General features: G+C 63.1%; 22 protein-coding genes. 9 read left to right on the top strand and 13 right to left on the bottom strand.

Features of this window, described 5'->3' with window-relative positions:
- Nucleotides 1-161: 161 nt before the first annotated feature.
- A complete protein-coding gene (locus tag VQ044_RS02240) occupies nucleotides 162-1,109 on the top strand; it encodes a DUF5996 family protein (RefSeq protein WP_327645887.1) in 948 nt (315 codons plus the stop codon).
- Nucleotides 1,110-1,331: 222 nt separating this feature from the next.
- A complete protein-coding gene (locus tag VQ044_RS02235; protein ID WP_327625162.1) occupies nucleotides 1,332-1,883 on the top strand; it encodes a GcrA family cell cycle regulator in 552 nt (183 codons plus the stop codon).
- A gap of 112 nt (nucleotides 1,884-1,995) precedes the next feature.
- Here VQ044_RS02235 and phoB read toward each other — a convergent pair whose 3' ends face one another.
- The 8 genes from phoB to VQ044_RS02195 form a co-directional block, all read right to left on the bottom strand.
- A complete protein-coding gene (gene phoB / locus VQ044_RS02230; protein WP_327625163.1) occupies nucleotides 1,996-2,736 on the bottom strand; it encodes a phosphate regulon transcriptional regulator PhoB in 741 nt (246 codons plus the stop codon).
- A 6-nt stretch (nucleotides 2,737-2,742) separates the two neighbouring features.
- Nucleotides 2,743-3,480 carry a phosphate signaling complex protein PhoU gene (gene phoU, locus VQ044_RS02225; protein ID WP_327625164.1) on the bottom strand — a complete coding sequence of 246 codons (738 nt, stop codon included), beginning with the start codon at nucleotides 3,478-3,480 and terminating at the stop codon, nucleotides 2,743-2,745.
- 25 nt (nucleotides 3,481-3,505) lie between these two features.
- On the bottom strand, nucleotides 3,506-4,306 hold the full coding sequence (gene pstB / locus VQ044_RS02220) for a phosphate ABC transporter ATP-binding protein PstB (RefSeq protein WP_327625204.1): 801 nt from the start codon (nucleotides 4,304-4,306) through the stop codon (nucleotides 3,506-3,508).
- A 32-nt stretch (nucleotides 4,307-4,338) separates the two neighbouring features.
- Nucleotides 4,339-5,619 carry a phosphate ABC transporter permease PstA gene (gene pstA, locus VQ044_RS02215; RefSeq protein WP_327625165.1) on the bottom strand — a complete coding sequence of 427 codons (1,281 nt, stop codon included), beginning with the start codon at nucleotides 5,617-5,619 and terminating at the stop codon, nucleotides 4,339-4,341.
- Nucleotides 5,612-6,994, bottom strand: a complete 1,383-nt coding sequence (pstC, locus tag VQ044_RS02210) for a phosphate ABC transporter permease subunit PstC (protein WP_327625166.1) — start codon at nucleotides 6,992-6,994, stop codon at nucleotides 5,612-5,614. Before pstC ends, pstA begins: the two co-directional genes overlap by 8 nt.
- An 80-nt stretch (nucleotides 6,995-7,074) precedes the next feature.
- Complete coding sequence (locus tag VQ044_RS02205) at nucleotides 7,075-8,112, bottom strand: substrate-binding domain-containing protein (RefSeq protein WP_327625167.1); 1,038 nt, start codon at nucleotides 8,110-8,112, stop codon at nucleotides 7,075-7,077.
- 161 nt (nucleotides 8,113-8,273) lie between these two features.
- Nucleotides 8,274-9,314 carry an ATP-binding protein gene (locus VQ044_RS02200; RefSeq protein WP_327625168.1) on the bottom strand — a complete coding sequence of 347 codons (1,041 nt, stop codon included), beginning with the start codon at nucleotides 9,312-9,314 and terminating at the stop codon, nucleotides 8,274-8,276.
- A 392-nt stretch (nucleotides 9,315-9,706) separates the two neighbouring features.
- Nucleotides 9,707-10,813: a hypothetical protein gene (locus tag VQ044_RS02195; protein WP_327645885.1), complete on the bottom strand. Its 1,107-nt coding sequence runs from the start codon at nucleotides 10,811-10,813 to the stop codon at nucleotides 9,707-9,709.
- A gap of 208 nt (nucleotides 10,814-11,021) precedes the next feature.
- Here VQ044_RS02195 and VQ044_RS02190 point away from each other — a divergent pair, with 208 nt between their 5' ends.
- The 3 genes from VQ044_RS02190 (at nucleotide 11,022) to VQ044_RS02180 (ending at nucleotide 14,594) form a co-directional block, all read left to right on the top strand.
- On the top strand, nucleotides 11,022-12,887 hold the full coding sequence (locus tag VQ044_RS02190; RefSeq protein ID WP_327645884.1) for a glycoside hydrolase family 15 protein: 1,866 nt from the start codon (nucleotides 11,022-11,024) through the stop codon (nucleotides 12,885-12,887).
- The gene (locus VQ044_RS02185; protein ID WP_327645882.1) at nucleotides 12,874-13,683 is read left to right on the top strand and encodes an SDR family oxidoreductase; all 810 of its coding nucleotides are present in this window, start codon (nucleotides 12,874-12,876) and stop codon (nucleotides 13,681-13,683) included. Before VQ044_RS02190 ends, VQ044_RS02185 begins: the two co-directional genes overlap by 14 nt.
- A 119-nt stretch (nucleotides 13,684-13,802) precedes the next feature.
- The gene (locus VQ044_RS02180) at nucleotides 13,803-14,594 is read left to right on the top strand and encodes an SDR family NAD(P)-dependent oxidoreductase (RefSeq protein WP_327625172.1); all 792 of its coding nucleotides are present in this window, start codon (nucleotides 13,803-13,805) and stop codon (nucleotides 14,592-14,594) included.
- Between the two features lie 84 nt (nucleotides 14,595-14,678).
- Here VQ044_RS02180 and VQ044_RS02175 read toward each other — a convergent pair whose 3' ends face one another.
- The 3 genes from VQ044_RS02175 to VQ044_RS02165 form a co-directional block, all read right to left on the bottom strand.
- On the bottom strand, nucleotides 14,679-15,377 hold the full coding sequence (locus VQ044_RS02175; RefSeq protein WP_327645880.1) for a DUF1013 domain-containing protein: 699 nt from the start codon (nucleotides 15,375-15,377) through the stop codon (nucleotides 14,679-14,681).
- Nucleotides 15,378-15,746: 369 nt separating this feature from the next.
- On the bottom strand, nucleotides 15,747-16,196 hold the full coding sequence (locus tag VQ044_RS02170) for a cupredoxin domain-containing protein (RefSeq protein ID WP_327645878.1): 450 nt from the start codon (nucleotides 16,194-16,196) through the stop codon (nucleotides 15,747-15,749).
- Between the two features lie 176 nt (nucleotides 16,197-16,372).
- Complete coding sequence (locus VQ044_RS02165; RefSeq protein WP_327645877.1) at nucleotides 16,373-17,035, bottom strand: ArsR/SmtB family transcription factor; 663 nt, start codon at nucleotides 17,033-17,035, stop codon at nucleotides 16,373-16,375.
- A 93-nt stretch (nucleotides 17,036-17,128) separates the two neighbouring features.
- On the opposite strand from VQ044_RS02165, the gene VQ044_RS02160 reads away from it, so the two are divergent.
- The 3 genes from VQ044_RS02160 (at nucleotide 17,129) to VQ044_RS02150 (ending at nucleotide 19,267) form a co-directional block, all read left to right on the top strand.
- Nucleotides 17,129-18,001: a sterol desaturase family protein gene (locus tag VQ044_RS02160; RefSeq protein ID WP_327645876.1), complete on the top strand. Its 873-nt coding sequence runs from the start codon at nucleotides 17,129-17,131 to the stop codon at nucleotides 17,999-18,001.
- Between the two features lie 84 nt (nucleotides 18,002-18,085).
- On the top strand, nucleotides 18,086-18,841 hold the full coding sequence (locus VQ044_RS02155) for a DUF1499 domain-containing protein (RefSeq protein WP_327645875.1): 756 nt from the start codon (nucleotides 18,086-18,088) through the stop codon (nucleotides 18,839-18,841).
- A gap of 72 nt (nucleotides 18,842-18,913) precedes the next feature.
- Entirely contained in the window at nucleotides 18,914-19,267 is a 354-nt protein-coding gene (locus VQ044_RS02150) for a DsrE/DsrF/TusD sulfur relay family protein (protein WP_327645873.1), read from the top strand.
- A 16-nt stretch (nucleotides 19,268-19,283) separates the two neighbouring features.
- Here VQ044_RS02150 and VQ044_RS02145 read toward each other — a convergent pair whose 3' ends face one another.
- Both VQ044_RS02145 and rocF read right to left on the bottom strand, forming a co-directional pair.
- A complete protein-coding gene (locus VQ044_RS02145) occupies nucleotides 19,284-20,342 on the bottom strand; it encodes an ornithine cyclodeaminase (RefSeq protein WP_327645872.1) in 1,059 nt (352 codons plus the stop codon).
- A gap of 2 nt (nucleotides 20,343-20,344) precedes the next feature.
- On the bottom strand, nucleotides 20,345-21,280 hold the full coding sequence (gene rocF / locus VQ044_RS02140) for an arginase (protein ID WP_442872842.1): 936 nt from the start codon (nucleotides 21,278-21,280) through the stop codon (nucleotides 20,345-20,347).
- Nucleotides 21,281-21,402: 122 nt separating this feature from the next.
- On the opposite strand from rocF, the gene VQ044_RS02135 reads away from it, so the two are divergent.
- Nucleotides 21,403-21,861: an Lrp/AsnC family transcriptional regulator gene (locus tag VQ044_RS02135; RefSeq protein ID WP_327645947.1), complete on the top strand. Its 459-nt coding sequence runs from the start codon at nucleotides 21,403-21,405 to the stop codon at nucleotides 21,859-21,861.
- Nucleotides 21,862-21,879: the final 18 nt, after the last annotated feature.

The following is a 21,879-nucleotide window of genomic DNA, read 5'->3' as shown; positions in this document are numbered from 1 at the left end:
AGGCTTTGCGGGTCGCTCCGAATGCATCGGATGCCTAGCTATACCACAGCGGGTCGGGCGGGTGTCAATGAAACCCGCAGAAGGATACTATCGGAAGCGATCGTTTGCCCCGTGGGCAACCGCCTTCGCCGCGAGGGCTTTGGCGAAAAGAGGTCGATTGAATGAATTCCGATTGGCCCGTCTTGCCTTTCCCGGCCTGGCGGGAAACCTGCAAGGCCCTTCATCTCTGGTCGCAGATTGTCGGCAAATACCGGCTCGCCCATACCCCCTGGGTCAATCATTCCTGGCACGCCACCCTCTATGTCACCCCACGCGGGTTGACGACCGGTCCGATCCCGGATCCCGGCGGCGTGGTCACGCTCAGCTTCGACTTTTGCGACCATGCTCTTGTGGCCGAAGCCGCAAGCGGTTCGCGTGAAAGCTTTCCGCTACAGCCGATGAGCGTCGCCGCCTTCTTCGACCGCACCAAGCGATTGGTCACGTCCGTGGGCGGTGAGCCTTCCATTCATGGCCGCCCTAACGAATTGCCGGACGAGGTTCCATTCGCCTCCGACACCGAGGAGCGGCCTTACGACCGCGACGCGGTGCGCCGCTTCCACCAAGCCCTTATCCATATCGATCGTGTGTTCGGACGTTTTCGCACAGGCTTTGTCGGCAAGGTCAGCCCGGTGCATCTCTTCTGGGGCGCGCTCGATCTTGCCGTGACACGTTTTTCCGGTCGCCCCGCCCCTTTGCATCCCGGCGGTTTTCCAAACTTACCGGATATGGTGACGCGCGAGGCCTACAGCCACGAGGTCTCTTCGGCAGGGTTCTGGCCGGGGGGCGGCGGCATCGACGAGGCGATGTTCTATTCCTACGCCTACCCCGTGCCGAATGGCTTCGCGGACCGTGCGGTGGAGCCGGTCGCCGCGCGCTTCGACGCGAAGCTCGGAGAGTTTCTGCTGCCGTATGAATCGGTCCGGACAAGCGCCGATCCGGAAGCGACGCTGCTGCGGTTCCTGCAATCGACCTACGCGGCAGCGGCCGATAGGGGTGACTGGAACCGGGCCGCGATGGAGTGCGAATTCGGCGTGCCTCGCGTTCCGCGCAAAATTCACGGTCTGCGTTAACGCCCCATTAACCCACAAGTCTGGGGAAAACGACAAATCGATTCGCCTGTGACACGCTGGACTCTTGTCACAGAGTCCAGCGATGGGCTAAATTGAATTCAAGATACTAGATTTCGTGCGGCGGACCTAGTTCCTCAATAAATGTAGTGCGTCACCTCGCACACCGTTTGTGCGGGGTGAAGGATTCCGCCCGCCGCATATTTTTGCTGTAAGGAGCTTGTCATGGGCTGGACCGACGAACGCGTGGAGTTGCTGAAGCAGCTTTGGACGGAGGGCCTCAGTGCCAGCCAGATTGCCGAGAAGCTGGGCGGTGTCAGCCGCAATGCGGTGATCGGAAAGGTCCATCGGCTGAAGCTGGAATCGCGCGCGAAGTCTCCCAATGTCGCGGCTCCGGTTGCGGAACGGCAAGCGTCGCCCCACTTGAAGGAAGTCGAGACCATCGAAATGGTGCAGCCGGCACGTTTTATGCCGGCGCAATCGGTTTCGGCGCGCTCGATGCCCCGCACCCACGGTGCGACGGCTTTGAAGATGGATCCCGAGGAGGAGACGGAAGTGATCGCCGAACCCCAACGTCAATCTGGCGAAGTGGTCCCGATCGCGCGTAAGCTCAGCCTCGTGCAACTGACCGAGAGCACCTGCAAATGGCCAGTGGGCGATCCGCTGAAGCCGGGTTTCCACTTTTGCGGCAACGGCTCGAACGAGTCTTCGCCCTATTGCGAATACCACGCGTCATTGGCCTTCCAGCCGGCATCCGAACGGCGACGGGCGCGCTGACAAGCGCGCGTCCTTCCGAACTTTCACTTTCCGGGAAATCGAGACCGCCATTCGGCGGTCTCTTGGTATTCGGAGGTCTCTTCGTCTTGAACGGCCGCGGATGCTCGTTCCTCTACGACCCCGCGCTCTCCATCGCGCTTGTCGCCGACGGTTTGGCGGTGGCGGAGAATTGCTCGTCGAGGGCGTAGCCGGCACCGCGAACAGTCCGGATCGGGTCTCGCTCGCGGCCGCGTTTGATTGCCTTGCGCAGGCGTCCGACATGGACGTCGACGGTGCGCTCATCCACATAGATGTCCCTGCCCCAGACGCCATCGAGCAGTTGCTCGCGGGAGAACACCCGCCCTGGGGACTGCATGAAGAACTCCATCAGCTTGAACTCGGTCGGGCCGAGCTTGATCTCGCGGCCGGCCCGGCGAACCCGGTGGTTCTCCCGATCGAGGTCGATATCACCGGCGGTCAAAAGCTTGGAGATTTTCTCGGGCTTTGCCCGCCGCAGCATTGCCCGAACCCGTGCGATCAGTTCCGGCGTCGAGAACGGCTTGACCACGTAATCGTCGGCGCCGACCGACAGGCCGCGCACGCGTTCGCTTTCCTCGCCGCGGGCGGTCAGCATGATGATCGGAAGTTTCTCGCTCTCGCCGCGCTGACGAAGTCTGCGGCAAAGTTCGACGCCGGACAAACCCGGCAGCATCCAATCCAGGATCAGGAGGTCGGGTAATTCTTCCTTGAGGCGCAGGTCCGCCTCGTCGCCCCGGGTAATGACGTCGACCTGGTAACCTTCGGCTTCGAGATTGTAGCGAAGCAGGACGCCGAGCGCGTCCTCGTCCTCCACCACGGCGATGCGTGTGGCCATGTCCGTTTACCCTTCGGGGCCGGCGGGCGGCAGGTTGGACCCCTGCTGCACCAAGGACGGAGTGCTGTCGCCTTTCGGCCGCTCCGCCTCCATCTGTTCGCCGGTCTGGATATAATAGATCGTCTCGGCGATGTTGGTCGCGTGGTCGCCGATGCGCTCGATGTTTTTCGCGCTGAACAGCAGATGCGTGCAGGCGGTGATGTTGCGCGGATCTTCCATCATGTAGGTCAGCAGCTCACGAAAGATCGAGGTGTACATCGCGTCGATCTGCTCGTCATTGTCGCGAACCGCCATCGCCCGAAGGTGATCGTGCTCGCCATAGGCGTCGAGCACTTCCTTCAGCTGCACCAGCGCCAGTTCCGACAAATGCTCGATGCCGCGCACGAGTTGCACCGGCTGGGAATGGTCGTGCACGGCGATCACACGCTTGGCGATATTCTTGGCCAGATCGCCGATCCGCTCCAGATCGTTGGAAATGCGGATGGCGCCAACAATCTCGCGCAGGTCGACGGCCATCGGCTGGCGCTTGGCGATGGTGCGGATCGCCCGCTCGTCGAGGTCGCGCTGGGCCGCGTCGAGCAACACGTCATCGGCGACGACCGACTGCGCCAGATCCCAGTCGCTGCGCATCAAGGCCGCGACCGACTGCTCGACCATCCGCTCGGCCTGGCCGCCCATCTCCGAAATCCGGCGCACGATGAATTTGAGTTCGTCCTCGTAGGACGTGACGGTATGCTCGGTCATCTGCCGCTTTCCTCATAGTTTTCGTTCAGCCGAAGCGCCCGGTGATGTAGTCTTGGGTGCGCTTGTCGTCGGGGTTGGAGAACATTTTCTCCGTCGCCCCGACCTCGACGACGCGGCCCAGATGGAACATCGCCGTGCGCTGCGACACCCGCGCCGCCTGCTGCATCGAGTGGGTAACGATCACGATCGTGTAGTTCTGCTTCAATTCGTCGATCAGTTCCTCGATCTTGGCGGTCGCGATCGGATCGAGGGCCGAACACGGCTCGTCCATCAGGATCACCTCGGGCGAGACGGCGATGGCGCGAGCGATGCACAGGCGCTGCTGCTGACCGCCAGACAAGCCGGTCCCCGGTTCATCGAGACGGTCCTTGACCTCCTCGAACAGGCCAGCCTTGCGAAGGCTGGTCACCACGATCTCTTCCATCTCCGTCTTCGACGTCGCCAGGCCGTGGATACGCGGTCCGTAGGAGACGTTGTCGAAGATCGACTTGGGAAATGGATTGGGCTTCTGGAAGACCATGCCGACCCTGGCGCGTAGCTCCACCACGTCGATGTCGGGATCGTAGATATCCCGGCCGTCGAGCGTGATATGGCCTTCGACCCTGGCGATGTCGATCGGATCGTTCATCCGGTTGAGACAGCGCAGGAAGGTCGATTTCCCACAGCCGGACGGGCCGATCAGGGCGGTGACCTGACGCTCCTCGATGTCGAGATCGACGTCGAACAGGGCCTGTTTCTGGCCGTAATAGACCGAGACCTTTTCGCCCCGCATCTTGATCGGATGGTTGGGTCGCACCGCAGCTCCCTTCGCTGACGTCGTTTGCATATCGTCCACCATGGCGGATTCCTGTCGCAAGATCACCAGCGCCTCTCGAAACGGCGGCGCAGAAGAACCGCGGTAAGATTCATCACGGTTAGGAACATCAAGAGCACGACGATCGCGGCACTGGTGCGCGCGACGAATCCGCGCTCGGGACTGTCGAACCAGATGAAGATCTGGGTCGGGAGCGCGGTGGACGCGTCCACTATGCTGGATGGCGCCGACGTGATGAACGCGTTCATGCCGATCAGCAGCAAGGGTGCGGTTTCGCCGAGTGCCTGGGCCAGACCGATGATCGTTCCAGTCAGGATGCCGGGCAACGCCACGGGAAGAACGTGGTGGCCGATGACCTGCATCTCGGAGGCGCCAACGCCCCTCGCCGCTTCACGGATCGACGGCGGCACGCCCTTGAGCGCGCTGCGCGTCGTGATGATGATGGTCGGAAGCGTCATCAGCGCCAGCACGAGCCCGCCGACGAGCGGCGCGGAACGGGGCAATCCGAAAAAGCCCAGGAACAGCGCAAGGCCCAGGAGGCCGAAGACGATGGACGGCACCGCGGCAAGATTGTTGATGTTGATCTCGATGAAATCCGTCAGCCGGTTTTTCTTGGCATGTTCCTCCAGATAGACTGCGGCTCCGACGCCGAGCGGCACGGCCACGACCAGGCAGACGAGCAGCAGGAAGAACGAGCCGATGATTGCGCCCTTGAGGCCGGCCAGCTCCGGAAAGCGGCTGTCCGCGTTGGTGAACAGACCCCAGTCGAATGTCGAGCGGATGCGCCCGGCCTCATCGAGCGCCTGATAAACCTCGATCTGCCGGTCGCTGAGCGGACGCCGACTGGCGTCGACGGTGGGATCGATCACGCCCTCATAGAGCTGCTCATAGGGGTCGGATACCGGAACCCACACATCGAGCCCCTCGGTAACGGCAGCGCCAGCTGCAGCGATCGCATCCCTGACGTCGTATTGCGCGCCGTCGCTGAGGATCGAGGTGATCTCGCGGCGCTCCTTGCGACCCTCGGTCGCGGGAAAGAACGACAAAATGGCATCGTTGGCAGCCGAGCGGGGGCTTTTTGCCGCCGCCTCCTCGACGCTGGAAAAGGGCGGTATTTCGATGCGGACTTGGGTCTGCGTCCAGGCGCCCATGGACGAGCTGACGACCGACCCGACCAGGATCGCGAGCATTGTGAGGGCGAACAGGATCGCCACGATCCCGTACAGCTTGAGACGCGTCTGCGCGGCCTTGCGCCGTTTCAGGCTCGACCGAACCAATTGCTGCGTGCGGGAGGTCTCGCCGCCGGAAGACACGATCTCAGTCATATTGTTCCCGGAAGTGCTTGACGACCTGCAGCGCGATGAGATTCAGGCCGAGCGTCGCGATAAACAGCGTCAGACCGAGACCGAACGCGGCGAGTGTCTTGGGGCTGTCGAATTCCGTGTCGCCAGTGAGCAGCGAGACGATCTGGACTGTGACCGTCGTGACGCCTTCCAAGGGGTTGGCGGTCAGATTGGCGGTGAGCCCCGCAGCCATCACCACGATCATCGTCTCGCCGATCGCCCGGCTCGAGGCCAGGAGAACACCGCCGACGATGCCCGGAAGGGCCGCCGGTAGCACGACGCGCATGACGGTTTCGGCCTTGTTCGCGCCGAGGCCGAACGAACCATCCCGCAGCGACTGCGGCACCGAATTCAGCGCATCGTCGGAGAGCGAGGAGATGAACGGTATCAGCATCACGCCCATCACCAGGCCGGGCACGATCGCCGCCGTCGGCGAGACGGAGACGCCGACTACCTCGCCGGCTCCTCGGATCGCCGGAGACACAACCAGGACCGCGAAGAAGCCGTAGACGATGGTCGGGATCCCAGCCAGGACCTCGATGAGTGGCTTGACCAGGCCGCGAACCGCCCTCGGCGCGAATTCGGACATGTAGATCGCCGCGAACAGCCCGACGGGCAGCGCGACGATCATCGCGGTCGTCGCGATGACGAAGGTTCCGACGAAGATCGGCACGGCGCCGAATGCACCAGTGCTGCCGACCTGATCGGCACGAATGGCGATCTGCGGATCCCATTTCGTTCCGAAGAAGAATTCGATCGGCGAGACCACCGCGAAGAACCGGAATCCCTCGAATACCAGTGAGAAGAAAATTCCCGCAGTCGCCAGAATCGACACGGTGGCGCAACCAATCAGCAGCCATTTCAGGATCCGCTCGGCGTTGTTGCGCGCCTGGAACCGCACCCGGACCCGCGCCAGCACCCAGGCAATGGCGCCGGCACCGATAAGCAGGAGGAGCCCCGCCAAAATCCACCGCGACAGGGTGGCAGCGCTTTTGAAGCGCTCCGCGGCGGCCAAAACCGCCGCACTGGGCTCGCCGAAGGTAATACCCACAGCGGCCTGCCGGACCTCGCCGACGATGAGGCTGAGCCGTGATGGGCTCAGTCCGTCCGTCACTGACGACGGCAGCAGCGTGCGAATATAGGCGTTCAGGATGGCCGGCTCGAGCAACAGCCAGGCGACGATCAGCGCGAGACTTGGCACCAACACCAGCAGCACCGCCAGATATCCGTGATATTTCGGAAGCGAGTGGAGCCGCGCTTCGCTCGCCGCGCCCGAACGGCGTGCCTTGCGGCTGGCAAGAATGAAGCCGGCGATGCTCAACAGCACCGGAATGGCGAAGATGATGCTCAGCGGCACGGCCAGGCTCCGTTGGGGTCCCGCCGACCCGGATAGGCCGACGGGATTGCTTGAAGGCGTAGGCTAGGAAACGCCGGATGTCAGCCCTGAGGAGCTTCCATCGAGCCGCCGTTCACAGTCTTGTCCTGGATCTCTTTCAGCTTTTCGTCCTTCAGCGGGACGAGGCCGCGGTCCAGCAGATAGCCATCCTGTCCCATCGCGTTTTCGCTGACATATTCCGCGACGAACTCGTTGAGGCCGGGAATCGCCTGACGGTGTGCATTCTTGATGTAGACGAACAGCGGACGGGATACCGGATACTCGCCCGATTCAACGGTCGTCTCCGACGGCGTGACGCCACCGATCTCCGCCCCCTTCAGCTTGTCCTGATTTTCGTACAGGAAGGAATAGCCGAAGATGCCGAAGGCGCTCGAATCGGACTCCAGACGCTGGACGATGAGGTTGTCGTTCTCGCCGGCTTCGACAAACGCGCCGTCGGTGCGCATGCGCTGGCAGACTTCGGCCTTGCGGTCGTCTTCGAGAGCTTCGACTTCGGCAAGCTCGCCGCAGCCTTCTTCCATGACGAGTTCGACCCAGGCGTCGCGGGTGCCGGACGTCGGCGGCGGGCCGTAAACCAGGATCGGCTCGGCGGGCAGCGAAGCATCGATCTCGTTCCAGCTCTTGTACGGATTGGCCTTGATCTCGCCGTCGACGGGCACTTCGGCGGCAAGCGCCTTGTAGAGCTGCTCTTTGGTGACGGACAGATCCGGGCCGTTCTGCGACGACGCGAGCGAAAGCGCGTCATAGCCGAGCAACACCTCGGTGATGTCGGTCACGCCGTTCTTCTGGCACAACTCCCACTCGGACGGCTTCATGGCACGCGACGCGCCAGTGATGTCCGGGGTCTGGGCGCCAACACCTTCGCAGAAGATTTTCATGCCGCCGCCGGTACCGGTGGATTCGACAACCGGTGAGGAAAACTCCGACTGGTTCGCGAACTGTTCCGCGACAGCCTGGGTGTAGGGAAAAACAGTCGAAGAGCCCACGATTTGGATCTGATCACGGCTCTGCGCGCCAGCCTGGCCGGTCAAAGCGATTGCGGTGCCGAGCGCAAGGCCGGCGATGAGTCTGTTGTTCACGGGAAGATCTCCTTGAGGAGTTTCGTTGAGAACCGAGCGTTGAATTGCCACCCTGCTTGGCGGCTACGGTTCGCCGTCACCTCTATCGACGTCGCACGAACTCTATATGACACCTTGAACTCAGTTTTATGACACCATAACGCATTGATTATTATTGTATTTTAAGATTGCACTGACGTTCGCCGCGGATCGGGAAAGCGCGCCGTGAAGACCGACCCCTCACCGATACGCGAGACGATCACAAGCCGACTGCGATGGCGCAGGAGGATATTGCGGACAATCGACAGGCCCAGACCGGTGCCGTGCTTGGCGCGCGAGTTGCCCACATCCACCCGGTAGAAACGCTCGGTGAGCCGCGGTACGTGCTCGGCGGGAATGCCGGGACCGAAATCGCGAACCGAAGCGTCGATCACCGGTTCTCCCCGTTCGCTGGTTAGGGACAACTCCATTTCAACGCGCTTGCCACTCTCACCGTATTTGCAGGCGTTCTCGACGAGGTTCGAGAACACCTGGATCAGTTCGTCCTCGTCGCCGGCAACGACGAAGGCGCCCTCGGGAACGGAAAAATCGATCGTCATACCAAGTTCCGCGGCGAGCGGGGTTAAGTGCGATCGGACCTTGTTCAAGACCGCCGCCAGGTCGGCGGTCGCCGCGATGGGCACATGCCGCTTCATCTCAATCCGGGAAAGTGACAACAGATCGTCGATCAGCCGCGACATCCGCGTGGCCTGCTCGCGCATGATCTGCAGAAAGCGCTCGCGCGCGGCGGCGTCGTTGCGGGCGGGTCCCTGCAGCGTCTCGATGAAGCCGGTCAGCGACGCCAGCGGTGTGCGCAGCTCATGGCTCGCATTGGCGACGAAATCCGTCCGCATGCGCTCGATCCGCAATTCCGCCGTCCGGTCGCGGAACAGAATCAGGAAGAAATGCGGCCGCTCGCCCTGATGCGGCGGAATCGCCACGATCTCGGCTTGCCAGGTTCGCTCGGGCCGCCGCTCCTCAAGCATGGCATAGGCCGGCTGAAGGCTTGCGATGGCGCCCTCGATAGTGCCCAGCAATTCCGGCGAGCGGAAGCGAAGCGAAATCGGGTCCCCGAGCGCCATGTTGCCGAAGGCGATCAGCGAGGCCGGGTTCCGGTAGCGCAGCAGCATCGCACGGTCGACGATAAAGCCTGGCTCCTGAAGCGCCTCGACCACTGCCTTCATGCCCCGCGCCGGCCAAATCGACTGCCCTCCATCCGCGGCGGGGGCTCGCCCGCGGGCCGCTCCACGTCCACGAGGCCAATGCATGACAAGCATGAGCAGAACGAACACGAACAGCGCGCCGACCGCGGCCTCGGGAACCCACCAGGCGAGAGCACCAAGCGCCACGGCTGCAGCAAGGCTCGTGCGTTTGGTATGGCTGGTTCTGCTTACGCCAGTGGCGTCGGTGCTCAGTTCATCTTCCGGTCGTCCGGTCAAAGCCATCGGTCTGCCTTTGCCGGGAAATTTGCGAATCGCAAGGGAAACAGCATGGAGCGAGCCTACGTCGGTCCCATCAGATTTTCATGACGAGGTGGCGGATTGCGTCGCCGCGCCGGGGCGGCTGCGCCGATCCCTCATTCGACCGGCCGAAGGCGAAACCCGTAAACATTGAGGTCGCGCGCGTTTCCGCCGACGCCCGGACCGATCGCAAGCTGCGCCGGTCCGTCGACACCTGCCGGCACATCCATGTCGAACACGAAGGTTTCCTCCCCGATTGTCGTCGAAAAGCGCTGCCGGCCACAAACAGTTTTGCCGGCGAACAGGCACCGGATGGTGAACTCGCGAGGCGTATCGTCCGGCGAGCCGACGGTCAGTTCGCCGCGCGCCTTCTGGCCGGCCAGTCGCGCAACGATACCGGGTCCAATCAGCAGCGCGATTTCGGCCTCCTCCGTATCAGCCGGCCCCTCGATCTGGACGGCGGCGCGTCCGCCGGCGCCGTCGATCGCTTTTACCCGGCCACCGGTTTCGGCCGACACGCGGTCGATTTGACCGCCGGCAAAAACCTCAATCCAGTTTTCTTGAGAGGCCCCGGCCGCGACTCCGTCAGAAGATCCGACACGGACACGCCGTCCGGTGGTTTCCTGCTCCGACCCGACAGCCGTCGGGTCTGATGACGTGCGGGACAGTGCGAACCAAGTGGCCACGGCAACGAGCAGTAAAATCACGAGGGCGATCACCGAAATGGCGAGACGCCGGTGCGCCCATCGCGCCGGCGGGGCGCGACGACCACCCGGCGACCAGGCGTCGTCGGCCCGCGCGATCCGATCTTGCTCCGGGTCGCTTAAAATCGGCACGGTGTCGATCCCGCGTTCCCCCGCCAGCCGCGCGGCGCCGGCCGCAGTCGCCTGCCGCACCGGTGCGTCGAGCCCGCCGGGGGGCGACTCGGCGACAAAGGGAGATCGGCCACCACCGGATGTGGCAACCGCGACATCGGCCGGGATTGCCTCCCCGCCTTGCGAGTCTCGATAGGCCGCCGGAGGATAGTCGGCTTCGATCGCCTCGATCGCCGCCATCAAATCGTCGCGCTGGCGATTCGCCTCCGCCTCGTCCTGATTCTTGTCGGTCACCACGCGAATCATCGCGCGCTCGGCCGCCTCATAAACCTTGACGCGGAAATCCGGATCGGCCGCGTTGCCCTTTTCCAGAGCGCGTCTGACGCCCCGTTCGATCGCGCTGATCACGATTTTCCACCCTTGTCGGTAAGAAAAGCTGCGCCTCCTTCGATATATAGCAAAAGAGGCCAGCACGGCTTGTACCGGGGGGCGTGGCGGCATTCAATCCCGCATCTGCCGTGCACAGCCGCTCCTTGGGTGGCGGCTCGCGAAATTGACGTCACTTTGCGGTGGAGAATGTCCCGCCACGAACAAGCCCCAAACGAACGAGTCAGAGATGTCATCAAAGCACGCGCCCGAGCTTCCCAACCGCATCGCCGATCACGGGGTGATTGGAGACATGCGGACGCTGGCGCTGGTCGCCATGGACGGAACCATCGACTTTTTCTGCCATCCGAACATCGACTCGCCGACGCTGTTCGCCGGCCTCCTGGACCCGAAGAACGGTGGTTTCTTCCGGCTCGCGGCGGGCGGAGGCACCGACGAGCGCAAGCATCGGCAGATGTATCTGCCGGACACCAACATTTTGATCACGCGGTTTCTGGACAATGACGGCATCGGCGAGGTCTGTGATTTCATGCCGGTCGACGGCTCCGGCCGCATCGTGCGCCGCGCCAAGGCGATCATGGGTGCAGTCACCTTCGAGCTGACGATCGCGCCACGGCCCGACTACGGCCGGCGCGCGCCTGTCATCCAGCCGATCGAAGGCGGCTTCACCGTTGGGTGGGAGGGGTCGAATGACATTGTCTATTTCTATACGAGAATCCCCCTCGAGATCGACGGCGAGAACGTTCACGGAACCATTCAATTGGCCGAGGACGAGACCTGTCACGTGGTCTTCTGTCCCGGCCGTAAGGATCAGCCGACGGTCGATGACGGCTACGTCGCCAAGGTCTCCTCCCGAACCCGCGATTACTGGCACGAATGGGTCGAGAGCGGCACCTATCCGACCTATTGGCGTGATCTCGTTGTGCGATCGGCGCTGACGCTCAAGCTTCTGACCTCATCCGAATACGGCTCGATCGCCGCCGCCGGGACATTCGGCCTGCCCGAGGTGATCGGCGGCGAGCGAAATTGGGACTATCGCTTCACCTGGGTGCGCGATGCCGCCTTCACCCTCTACAGCCTGTCACGCCTCGGCTATTACGACGAAGCCGAGGCATTCGTCCATTTCCTCATGGTTCGGGCCGTGGAAACCGGCGAATCGGGCCTGCAGATCATGTACGGCATGGACGGGTCGGAGCAGCTGCCGGAATCCAATCTCGATCATCTCGAAGGGTATTTCGGTTCTCAGCCCGTACGGATCGGCAACGAAGCCTACAGCCAGCGCCAGATGGATATCTACGGCGAGTTCATGGACGCGGTCTATATCGCATCCAAGGCCCGCGGAAAGCCCGCCTATTCCGTCTGGAAGAAGCTGTCCGGCATTCTCGACTGGCTCTGCGACAATTGGCACCTGCCCGACAAGGGCATCTGGGAAAGCCGGGGCAAACCGCGGGAGTATCTGTCATCGCGACTGATGTGCTGGGTGGCGCTCGATCGTGGCATTCGTATCGCCAACGACCAGTCGATGCCCGCCGACACAGCTCGCTGGCGCGGCCAGCGCGACCTGATACAGCAGTCGATTCTCGAGGAATTCTGGGATCCGGACATCGGCGCCTTTACCCAGTTCAAAGGCAGCAAGGGGCTCGACGCCGTCGTACTGCTCATGCCGCTGGTCAAGTTCATCAACCCGCGCGACCCGATGTGGACGTCGACCCTGAAGGCGGTCAAACGCCATCTCGTTCACGACTGCCTGGTCAAGCGTTACATCAACACCGAAGAGAACCACGACGGCCTCGATGGGGAAGAAGGCGCCTTCACCATCTGCTCGTTCTGGTACGTCGAGGCATTGGCGCGGACCGGATACGTCGCCGAGGCACGGCTGCTGTTCGAAAAGCTCCACACCTACGCGAACCATCTCGGGCTCTATTCGGAGGAGTTGTCGTCGGCAGGCGACCATCTGGGCAACTTCCCGCAAGGCCTGACACATCTTTCGCTGATCTCTGCAGCCATTTGGCTCGATCGCGCGTTGAACGGTGACAGACAAGATCCGAACCATTTCGAGTTCCAGATGCTGGAGGATCCAGATGGCGTCTTTTGACCTGCACAGTCTTGCCGGACAGACTGCGATCGTCACGGGCTCCTCGTCGGGTATCGGCGAGGCCACCGCGCGGGAACTGGCGCGAGCAGGTGCCGACGTGGTCATCAATTTTCACGGCTCTGACCGGGAGGCCGACACCGTCGTCGCCGACATCCGGGCGCTAGGGCGACGCGCCATCAAGATCGCGGCGGACGTCTCCAACGAGGCCGATGTCATCGCCATGTTCGACAAAGCAGAAACCGAGCTCGGGCCGATCGACATCGTCGTGTCCAACGCCGGCGTGCAAAAGGACGCTCCCCTGACCGAGATGAGTCTCGACGACTGGAACATGGTGATCGGAGTTAATCTGACCGGCGCTTTCCTGGTCGGGCGGGAAGCGGTGCGGCGGTTCCGCCAGAAGGGACTGCGCGAAGACGTCAGCCCGGCGCTCGGCAAGCTCGTCTTCGACTCCTCCGTTCACCAGTTGATCCCTTGGGCCTTTCACGTCAATTACGCCGCTTCCAAAGGCGGCGTCGACATGCTCATGCGCTCGATCGCCCAGGAGGTCGCGGCCGAGAAGATCCGGGTGAACTCGATCGCGCCCGGCGCCATCGCAACGGCCATCAACGCCGATGAGCGCGAGAACCACCGCGACGCGATGCTCAAGCTCATTCCCTATGGCCGGATCGGCGAGGCGGTCGACGTCGGCCGCACCGTTGCCTGGATGGTCTGCGACGCGGCCGATTACCTGACTGGACAGACCATTTTCCTCGACGGCGGCATGACGCTGTATCCCGGCTTCAAGGGCAACGGCTGAACGGCCGGCATCGAGGAAAAACCCCCGCCCTGCCCTTTCCTTTCGCATCTGCTATGGAGGCGCGTTCAATCGCGTCGTTTCGCACGGCTCGCGACCGACGCAGCAAAAGGAGAAGCGCCATGGCCCTGAACGGCAAGGTTGCGATTGTCACCGGCGGCGCCAAGGGAATCGGCTACGCGATTTCGCGTCGCTTTCTCGAGGACGGCGCCAAAGTCGTCATCGCCGACGTCGACGAAAAGGCCGGCACCGCCGCCGCGGCCGAACTCGGCGAACTCGGCGAGGTCCGGTCGATCGTCTGCAACGTCGCCGACCGGCTGCATGTCCACAACCTCCTCGCCGCAGCGCTCGACCAGTTCGGCGACGTCGATATCCTCGTCAACAATGCCGGTATCGTCCACAAGGCGGACTTCCTCGACCTCGACGAAGAGGCGTTCGACCGCGTGCTGAACATCAATCTGAAGGGATCCTTCCTTTGCGGCCAGGCGGTTGCCCGTCATTTGGTCGAAAAGGTCAAGGCTGGCGGCGCCCCCGGCGCGATCGTCAACATGTCGTCGGTCAACGCTGTCTTCGCGATCGCCGACCAGGTCGGCTATTCGGTCTCGAAGGGCGGCGTCAATCAGTTGACCAAGGTCATGGCGCTGTCGCTGGCGCCGCACGGCATTCGCGTCAACGCCATCGGTCCCGGGTCGATCATGACCGACATGCTGCGCGCTGTGGCAGAGGACAAGGAAGCCTCGCGGCGCATCCTGTCACGCACGCCGCTGGGCCGGATCGGCCAGCCGGAGGAGATCGCGGCGATCGCCGCCTTCCTGGCGTCTGACGACGCCAGCTATATCACCGGGCAAACGATCTATGCCGATGGCGGCCGTCTCGGTCTCAACTATACGGTGAACGTCGCGGAGGACGACTGATCACCGCCACTGTCCCTTCATAAAGCGACGGCGCCGGATTGCTCCGACGCCGCGTCATTCTTCCGATCGGTCTGACGGACTGCTTCAGCCCTGCTCCTCGCCGTCCTCGGGCTCGCTGCTGCGCATCGAGGTGAGCTTGGCGAACACCGCGGCCGCATCCAGTTCCTCGTCCTCGGCGGCGGCTTCGCCGCGGCCCCAATTCTGCGTCTGCGACGCCGACAAAAGCCGCTCTTCCTCCGCCAGTTCTTCCGGCCGCACGATACCGCGAGACGCTTTTTCCACTTCCAGGTCGAGATTGATCTGCGTGCACAGACCAAGCGTTACCGGATCCATCGGCTGGAGATTGGCGGAATTCCAATGGGTCCGATCGCGAATCTGCTGGATGGTGTTCTTGGTCGTACCGACCAGACGCGAAATCTGCGGATCCTTCAGTTCCGGATGGCTGCGCACCAGCCAGAGGATCGCGTTCGGCCGGTCCTGGCGCTTGGAGACCGGCGTATAGCGCGGCGCCTTGCGCTTGGCTTCCGGCACACGCACCTTGGGCGCCGACAGCTTCAGCTTGCGATTGGGGTCCTTCTCCGCCGCCTCGATCTCGTCGCGCGATAGCTGCCCGGTCATAATGGGGTCGAGCCCCTTGATGCCCTGCGCCGATTCGCCATCCGCGATCGCCTTGACCTCCAAATGATGCAGCGTGCAGAAATCCGCGATCTGTTCGAAGGACAGCGAAGTGTTGTCGACAAGCCAGACGGCCGTCGCTTTCGGCATCAATAATTGCTGTGCCATGAATACAATCCTCCTTAGTGCCTGCCCCGGGAGGCAAGCCGTGGATGTTCAACCACATGTCCGGGAATTCGGCCGCCCTTATAGGCGCGTCGCTGCGGCGACGCAAGGAAATCGAAACGAATTATCGGGGCCGGAGGATCGATGCGGCGCGGGCAGCGGCAACGTCCGGTCTCGCGGCCGAGTACCACGTTGCGGTTGCAGCGCAAACGAGCAAGCCGGGCGACGACGCCGAGTACCGAGATCAGATTTGCGGCCAGCCGCGCCTGACGGACACGGCGGCGCTCCCTTCGGCCGATCCGCAACCGAGGAGCCTTTCACGGCACGCGAAAGGACGGCGGTCGCCCCAGATCGAGACGAACGCCGACAGTGTCACTTGATGGTGATCGTGCCGAACATGCCGGCTTCCTTGTGCCCGGGAAGCGCACAATCCACCGGGATATCTTCGCCGGTTTGAACCGGTACGATGAACCATTCGACCTCTCGCTTCGGCCCGACTTCGATCTCAGTCACAGGACCCTTTATTTCGGCGACCAACTCTCCGGCAGGGTCCGTGATCTCCACCTTACGCGTGAAAATCTTCTCGATGAATTCATGGCCCTCGAACTCGTGCTTCACGTCGTCGACGTTTTTCAGCACGATCTTGTAGGCCTTGCCGGTTTCCAACTCGATGTTGTCCGGCTTGAAATACATCTTGTCACCGGATGTGCCCATTTCGATGACGATTTCCGTTGGGTCCGCCCGACTGAGGTCTCCGGCGGCCTGCGCGGCCGACGACAACAACAACGCGGCGACCGGAAGCAGAAATGCAATCCGTTTCATCTGATGATCTCCTTTAAATAACTTCACCTCTTGAATGCTACGTCAAACGGCGCTCGCGGCTATTGACCCAAATCAACGGTGGTTCGGTTTATTCGATATCCGCATTCTGCCGTAGGGGATTCGGAGGCATTGGGGGGCGCGTGCGCGCGGCCGCGGCTATACGATCGCGGCGCGGTTTAGGCGCCGACCTCGATCGGCAAACCCGCCGCTTTCCATTCGGGATAACCGTCTTCCAGGCGTCGGGCTAGAAGCCCGTGCGAACGCAACGCGGCGACTGCCTCGAAGGAAAAGACGCACCAGGGACCGCGGCAATAGGCGACGATTTCATGGCTCGGATCGAGTTCGCCAAGCCGCGCCTCCAGCTCGCCGGGAGGGACGTTGATCGCGCCCGGCAGATGGCCGGAGGCGAACTCGTCCGCCGGGCGGACATCCAGGACAGTGACCCGGCCGTCGCTTGCGCGGGCCACCAACTCCTCGCGCGTCACGGGCTCGAGCGTGTCCCGCGCGTCGAAATACGATCGCTGGATCTGTGCGACTTCGTCGAGGGTTCGCGTCCCCAGCCGCGAAAGCGCCGCCATCAGATCGAGCACCGCGTCGTCGGCGAGACGATAGCGCACGAATTTGCCGTCCCGCCGCGCCGCGACCAGGCCGGCGCGCTTCATCTGCTGGAGATGATGCGAGACATTGGCAAGCGGCAGCCTCACCCGCGCTGCCAGCCCTTCCACGCTTCGCTCGCCCTGCGCCAGATGCTCCAGCATCTCCAGCCGATGAGGCGAGCCGAGCGCCTTCGCCACGACCGCAAACTCCGCATAGAGGGCCTGCTTCGGGCCGATTGACATCACCGCCACGCCCTCACTATATCATTCAAAGATTCGTTTGAATGTAATTCGAAGCGGATCATATATCAAGCCACTCGCGCAAAGGATGGCCGCATGACCGAGACCCTTCTGGCAAACGAACCGCTCATCCGCCTATCCGTCTTCCTCGGCATCCTGCTCGCCATGGCGCTCTGGGAGGTTGCCGCGCCGCGGCGGCGGCGGGAAATTCCCCGCCTCCTGCGCTGGACCAACAATCTCGGCGTCGTCGTCGTCGACACGCTCCTCGTCCGCCTCACCTTTCCGATCGTCGCGGTCGGCCTCGCGCTTCTCGCCGAGGAGCGCGGCTGGGGCCTGTTCAACATTTTCGAGGTGCCGGGCTGGATCGCGGTGATCGTGGCGATATTGGCGCTCGATCTGGCGATCTATTTGCAGCACGTCATGTTCCACGCCGTGCCCGCCCTGTGGCGGTTGCACCGGATGCATCACGCCGATCTGGAATTCGACGTGACCACCGGCTTGCGCTTCCACCCGGTCGAAATCCTTCTGTCGATGGGGATCAAGCTGGCGGTCGTCGCCGCGCTCGGGCCACCGGCGGTGGCGGTGCTGATTTTCGAAGTGCTCTTGAATGGCACCGCCATGTTCAATCACAGCAACATCCGCATCCCGCTGGCCGTCGACCGGGTACTGCGATTGTTCGTGGTGACGCCGGACATGCACCGGGTCCACCACTCCATCCACCCGAGCGAGACCAACAGCAATTTTGGTTTCAACGTGCCGTGGTGGGACCGACTACTCGGAACCTACAAGGCACAGCCGAGGGATGGCCACGAAGCCATGACCATCGGCATCGAGCAGTTTCGCACCCGTCGCGATCTCTGGCTCGACCGGATGCTGATCCAGCCGGTCAAGGGACCGGCAAGCGGCTACGCAATCAATCGGAAGCGTGGGGAAAAGGCCGAGGAGGGCCACCGCGCGGATTGGCCGTGATCGGCTCGACTTTTGCGGGCCTATTGAGCGGCCGCCGACACGCTTTTCTCCCGGCACCGGCCAACCCCATCAGAGGAACGACGCATGAATGAGACCACAGGACATCGCGGCGACAGACCGTGGTCCCGAACCGCGCTCACCGGCTTCGCGCTCGGCCTGGGCGCGATCGCCGGGATCGCGCTATCAGGCATCGGCTACCGGTATGGCTGGTGGCAGGTCACGACCGCGCTGAACATCTCGACCTATGCGGCCTATACGGCGGCGCTCGGCCTCGTACTCTCGGTCATCGGCCTCGCGCGATCGCGTCCCGGCGGCGAGCGGCGCGGCTTTCTGGTGGGGCTTCTCGGTCTCGCGGCCTCCTTGCCGGTGGTCGCGATGGCGGCAGAGTGGGAATACGCCACCCGGGCCTATCCGCCGATCAATGACGTTAGCACCGATATCGAGGACCCGCCGGTTTTCTGGGACATGCCCAAGCCGACCGACTATCCGGGCGGAGAGGTCGCCGAGTTGCAACGCGCGGCCTACCCCGATCTGGCGCCCCTGGCGCTGACGGTCACGCCCGACCAGGCCTTTTCCCTGGCTCGCGAGCTCGTCGATGACGAAGGCTGGGAGATCGTCGCGGAAGAGCCCGAGGATGGCCGGATCGAAGCCGTCGCCGGCAGTTTCCTCTACGACTTCAAGGACGAGGTCATCGTCCGCGTTACTCCTTCGGACGACGGCGCGATCGTCGACGTGCGCTCGCGTTCGCGCACTGGGCGCCTCGATCGCGGAGTGAACGCGAAACGGATACGCGCGGTCCTTGCCGAACTGAAAGAGCGGTCCGGCGACGTCCGGCCTTGAGCCCACGCCGCGCCGGACGATGGCGCGGCGCCCTTCCCGTTCCGGGAGATTGGTCAAGCGGAGCGAACCGACATGCAACATCTTCTCATCCTGAACGACCCGCCCTATGGCACCGAACGCAGCTTCAACGGGCTGCGCATGGCCCATGCGCTGGCCAAGCACGACCCGGAGGGCACCGTGACGGTGTTCCTCATGGCCGACGCGGTTATCTGTGCGAAGAAGGGGCAGAAGACGCCCGACGGCTATTACAACATGGAACGCATGCTCCGCCGGGTTCTCAGCGCGAATGGGCGGGTGCTGCTCTGCGGCACCTGCATGGATGCGCGCGGCCTGTCCGACGACGAGGTGATCGACGGCTCGACGCGCAGCACGATGAACGAATTGGCCGAGGCCACGCTGGCCGCGGACAAGGTCCTGGTGTTCTGAGATTCCTTGGTGCGGATTACGCGGCTTTGTCGGCCCTGAGCACCATGCCGAACAGATCGCGCGGGTCATCCGGATCGGCGATCATGTCGAGCCGGTCGAAGAACGCCGTCGGCGCCACCTTTTCGCGCACATAACGAAGCGCCGAAAAATCCTCGATCGCGAAGCCGACGGAATCGAACAGCGTCGTCTGACGCGCATCCCGACGGCCGACAGCGTCGCCGGCGATCACGGTCCACAATTCCGTCACCGAATGATCGGCGGCAAGTTGCTGGATTTCCCCCTCGACCCGGGTCTGCGGCGGATATTCGACGAAAATATCCGAGCGCAGCAGGATGTCCTTGTGCAGTTCGGTCTTGCCGGGACAGTCACCCCCGACCGCGTTGATGTGGATACCGGACCCGACCATGTTGTCGGTCAGGATGGTCGCGTATTGCTTGTCCGCGGTCACGGTCGTGATGATCTGGGCCCCCTCGACAGCGGCTTCCGCACTGGCGCAGCCGGCAATCTCGAAGCCCTTGCCCGCAAGGTTGCGCATGCACTTCTCGGTCGCCGCCGGATCGATGTCGAAGAGCCGCAGCTTCTTGATCCCGAGCAGCGCCTTGAAGGCCATCGCCTGGAACTCCGACTGCGCCCCGTTGCCGATGATCGCCATGCATTCGGCCCCCTTGGGGGCCAGATACTTTGCGGCCATGGCTGACGTCGCGGCCGTCCTCAGCGCCGTCAGGATCGTCATTTCGGACAACAGCACCGGATAGCCGTTGTCGACCCGCGACAGAACCCCGAAACCCGTGACGGTCTGCAGGCCTTCCTTGAAGTTCTTCGGATGCCCGTTGACGTATTTGAAGCCGTAGACCTCGCCGTCGCTGGTCGGCATCAGCTCGATCACGCCCTCGGCGGAATGGGAGGCGATGCGCGGCGTCTTGTCGAACAGGTCCCAGCGCCGGAAATCCGCTTCGATGAAGCCTGCCAGCTCCTGAAGGAACGTCTCCACGCCGACGCTGAGGACGAGCTTCATCATGTTGTCGACGCTGACGAAGGGGACGATGTTGATGTTCTTCGGCGGTTTGGCGGTCATGGTCAGTAGCTCCTGGTGCGGCGGTCGAGGACCTGCCGGCCGAACAGGCTGGCCACGAGGTCGACGATCAATTTCGCGGTGCGGCCGCGTTCATCGAGAAAGGGGTTGAGTTCGACGATATCGAGCGATGAGACCAGGCCGCTGTCATGCAGCATTTCCATCACCAGATGGGCCTCGCGAAAGGTGGCACCGCCGGGAACGGTCGTGCCGACGGCCGGCGCGATCTCGGGGTCGAGAAAATCCACGTCGAAACTGACATGCAGGCGGCCGTCCGCCGCGCGCACCCGCTCCAGAAAGGCGCGCAACGGCGCCGTGACGCCGAATTCGTCGATTGCGCGCATATCATGCACCGTAATGCCGGACTCGACGATGCGGGCGCGCTCAGCCGCGTCGACCGAGCGAATACCTATCATGCAGATGTTGTCCGGCCGGATCGGTTCGTCGAGAGTCGGAACCGCCCCCTCGAACCCCGGCGCTCCCGTGACATAGGCGACCGGTGTTCCGTGCAGATTGCCACTCCTGGTGCTGTCGAGCGTGTGCAGGTCCGGATGCGCGTCGAGCCAGAGCACGAACGGCTCGCGGCCCTCCTGCCTGGCCCGCCGAGCGATAGCCGGCAGGGTTCCGGCGGCAATCGAATGATCGCCGCCCATGAAGATCGGGACATGGTCGCTATCGAGCGATTGCCGGCAGACGTCGCCGAGCATGGCGATCAGAGCGGCGTAGCTGGCCAGATCGTGAACCGTTGCGTTGGCGTGAGATTTCGATTCGCCGGCGACCGCATGAAAATTGCCCAGATCCTCCACCCGGTGCCCCAACTCGGAGAGAGCCCCGACGATACCGGCGGTCCGCAAGGCGTCCGGCCCCATCAGGCAACCAGCATAGGCACCGCCGGTGTCGGCCGGTGCGCCGATCAGGGCGATGGAGCGTCGAGATGTCATCTGGGTCGCAATCCGAAAGAATTCAGTCCGGATATTCGATCTGGATCGGATGGCGACGACAATGCTAAAAACTGATCAAAACGGGCAGGAAACTTCGCGAAATGGCAAGTAAAAATTCCGAAATGGACGACACCGATCGCCGGCTCGTCGGCGCTTTGCGCCGGAATGCCCGCATGGCGATTTCCGATCTGGCGGCGGAGCTCGGCATCTCCCGCGCCACGATCCGCTCCCGCATGGAGCGGCTCGTGGCGAGTGGCGAAATCCTCGGCTTCACCGTGGTGCTCAGAGGCGACGCCACCGAAATGCCGGTTCGCGGCATCACGCTCATCGAAATCGAAGGCAAGGGAAACGAGCGGATCGTGTCTCGTCTCCGGGGCTTTCCCGAAATCCAGACCATCCATTCGACCAACGGGCGGTGGGATCTGATCGTCGAATTCGGCACCGAAACCCTGGCCGATCTCGACGAGGCGCTCAAGCGCCTGCGCCTGATCGACGGCATCGTCGCCAGCGAGACCAGCCTTTATCTCGCCACCCAGCGCAGCAGCAAGGTAAGCGCCCTGGCGCCAAGATCACCGACCTGACAGGCGCTGCGGGACCGG

Origin of the sequence: Aurantimonas sp. C2-5-R2, assembly GCF_036549495.1 — a bacterium.
Taxonomy (GTDB): Bacteria; Pseudomonadota; Alphaproteobacteria; order Rhizobiales; family Rhizobiaceae; genus Aurantimonas; species Aurantimonas coralicida_A.
This window is presented reverse-complemented; position numbering and strand designations above follow the sequence as displayed.

Coding starts and splice junctions, on each gene's coding strand:
- VQ044_RS02240 (WP_327645887.1), top strand. CDS start 162: ATGAATTCCGATTGGCCCGTCTTGCCTTTCCCGGCCTGGCGGGAAACC.
- VQ044_RS02235 (WP_327625162.1), top strand. CDS start 1,332: ATGGGCTGGACCGACGAACGCGTGGAGTTGCTGAAGCAGCTTTGGACG.
- phoB (WP_327625163.1), bottom strand. CDS start 2,736: ATGGCCACACGCATCGCCGTGGTGGAGGACGAGGACGCGCTCGGCGTC.
- phoU (WP_327625164.1), bottom strand. CDS start 3,480: ATGACCGAGCATACCGTCACGTCCTACGAGGACGAACTCAAATTCATC.
- pstB (WP_327625204.1), bottom strand. CDS start 4,306: ATGCAAACGACGTCAGCGAAGGGAGCTGCGGTGCGACCCAACCATCCG.
- pstA (WP_327625165.1), bottom strand. CDS start 5,619: ATGACTGAGATCGTGTCTTCCGGCGGCGAGACCTCCCGCACGCAGCAA.
- VQ044_RS02200 (WP_327625168.1), bottom strand. CDS start 9,314: ATGAAGGCAGTGGTCGAGGCGCTTCAGGAGCCAGGCTTTATCGTCGAC.
- VQ044_RS02190 (WP_327645884.1), top strand. CDS start 11,022: ATGTCATCAAAGCACGCGCCCGAGCTTCCCAACCGCATCGCCGATCAC.
- VQ044_RS02185 (WP_327645882.1), top strand. CDS start 12,874: ATGGCGTCTTTTGACCTGCACAGTCTTGCCGGACAGACTGCGATCGTC.
- VQ044_RS02180 (WP_327625172.1), top strand. CDS start 13,803: ATGGCCCTGAACGGCAAGGTTGCGATTGTCACCGGCGGCGCCAAGGGA.
- VQ044_RS02175 (WP_327645880.1), bottom strand. CDS start 15,377: ATGGCACAGCAATTATTGATGCCGAAAGCGACGGCCGTCTGGCTTGTC.
- VQ044_RS02170 (WP_327645878.1), bottom strand. CDS start 16,196: ATGAAACGGATTGCATTTCTGCTTCCGGTCGCCGCGTTGTTGTTGTCG.
- VQ044_RS02165 (WP_327645877.1), bottom strand. CDS start 17,035: ATGTCAATCGGCCCGAAGCAGGCCCTCTATGCGGAGTTTGCGGTCGTG.
- VQ044_RS02160 (WP_327645876.1), top strand. CDS start 17,129: ATGACCGAGACCCTTCTGGCAAACGAACCGCTCATCCGCCTATCCGTC.
- VQ044_RS02155 (WP_327645875.1), top strand. CDS start 18,086: ATGAATGAGACCACAGGACATCGCGGCGACAGACCGTGGTCCCGAACC.
- VQ044_RS02150 (WP_327645873.1), top strand. CDS start 18,914: ATGCAACATCTTCTCATCCTGAACGACCCGCCCTATGGCACCGAACGC.
- VQ044_RS02145 (WP_327645872.1), bottom strand. CDS start 20,342: ATGACCGCCAAACCGCCGAAGAACATCAACATCGTCCCCTTCGTCAGC.
- rocF (WP_442872842.1), bottom strand. CDS start 21,280: ATGACATCTCGACGCTCCATCGCCCTGATCGGCGCACCGGCCGACACC.
- VQ044_RS02135 (WP_327645947.1), top strand. CDS start 21,403: ATGGACGACACCGATCGCCGGCTCGTCGGCGCTTTGCGCCGGAATGCC.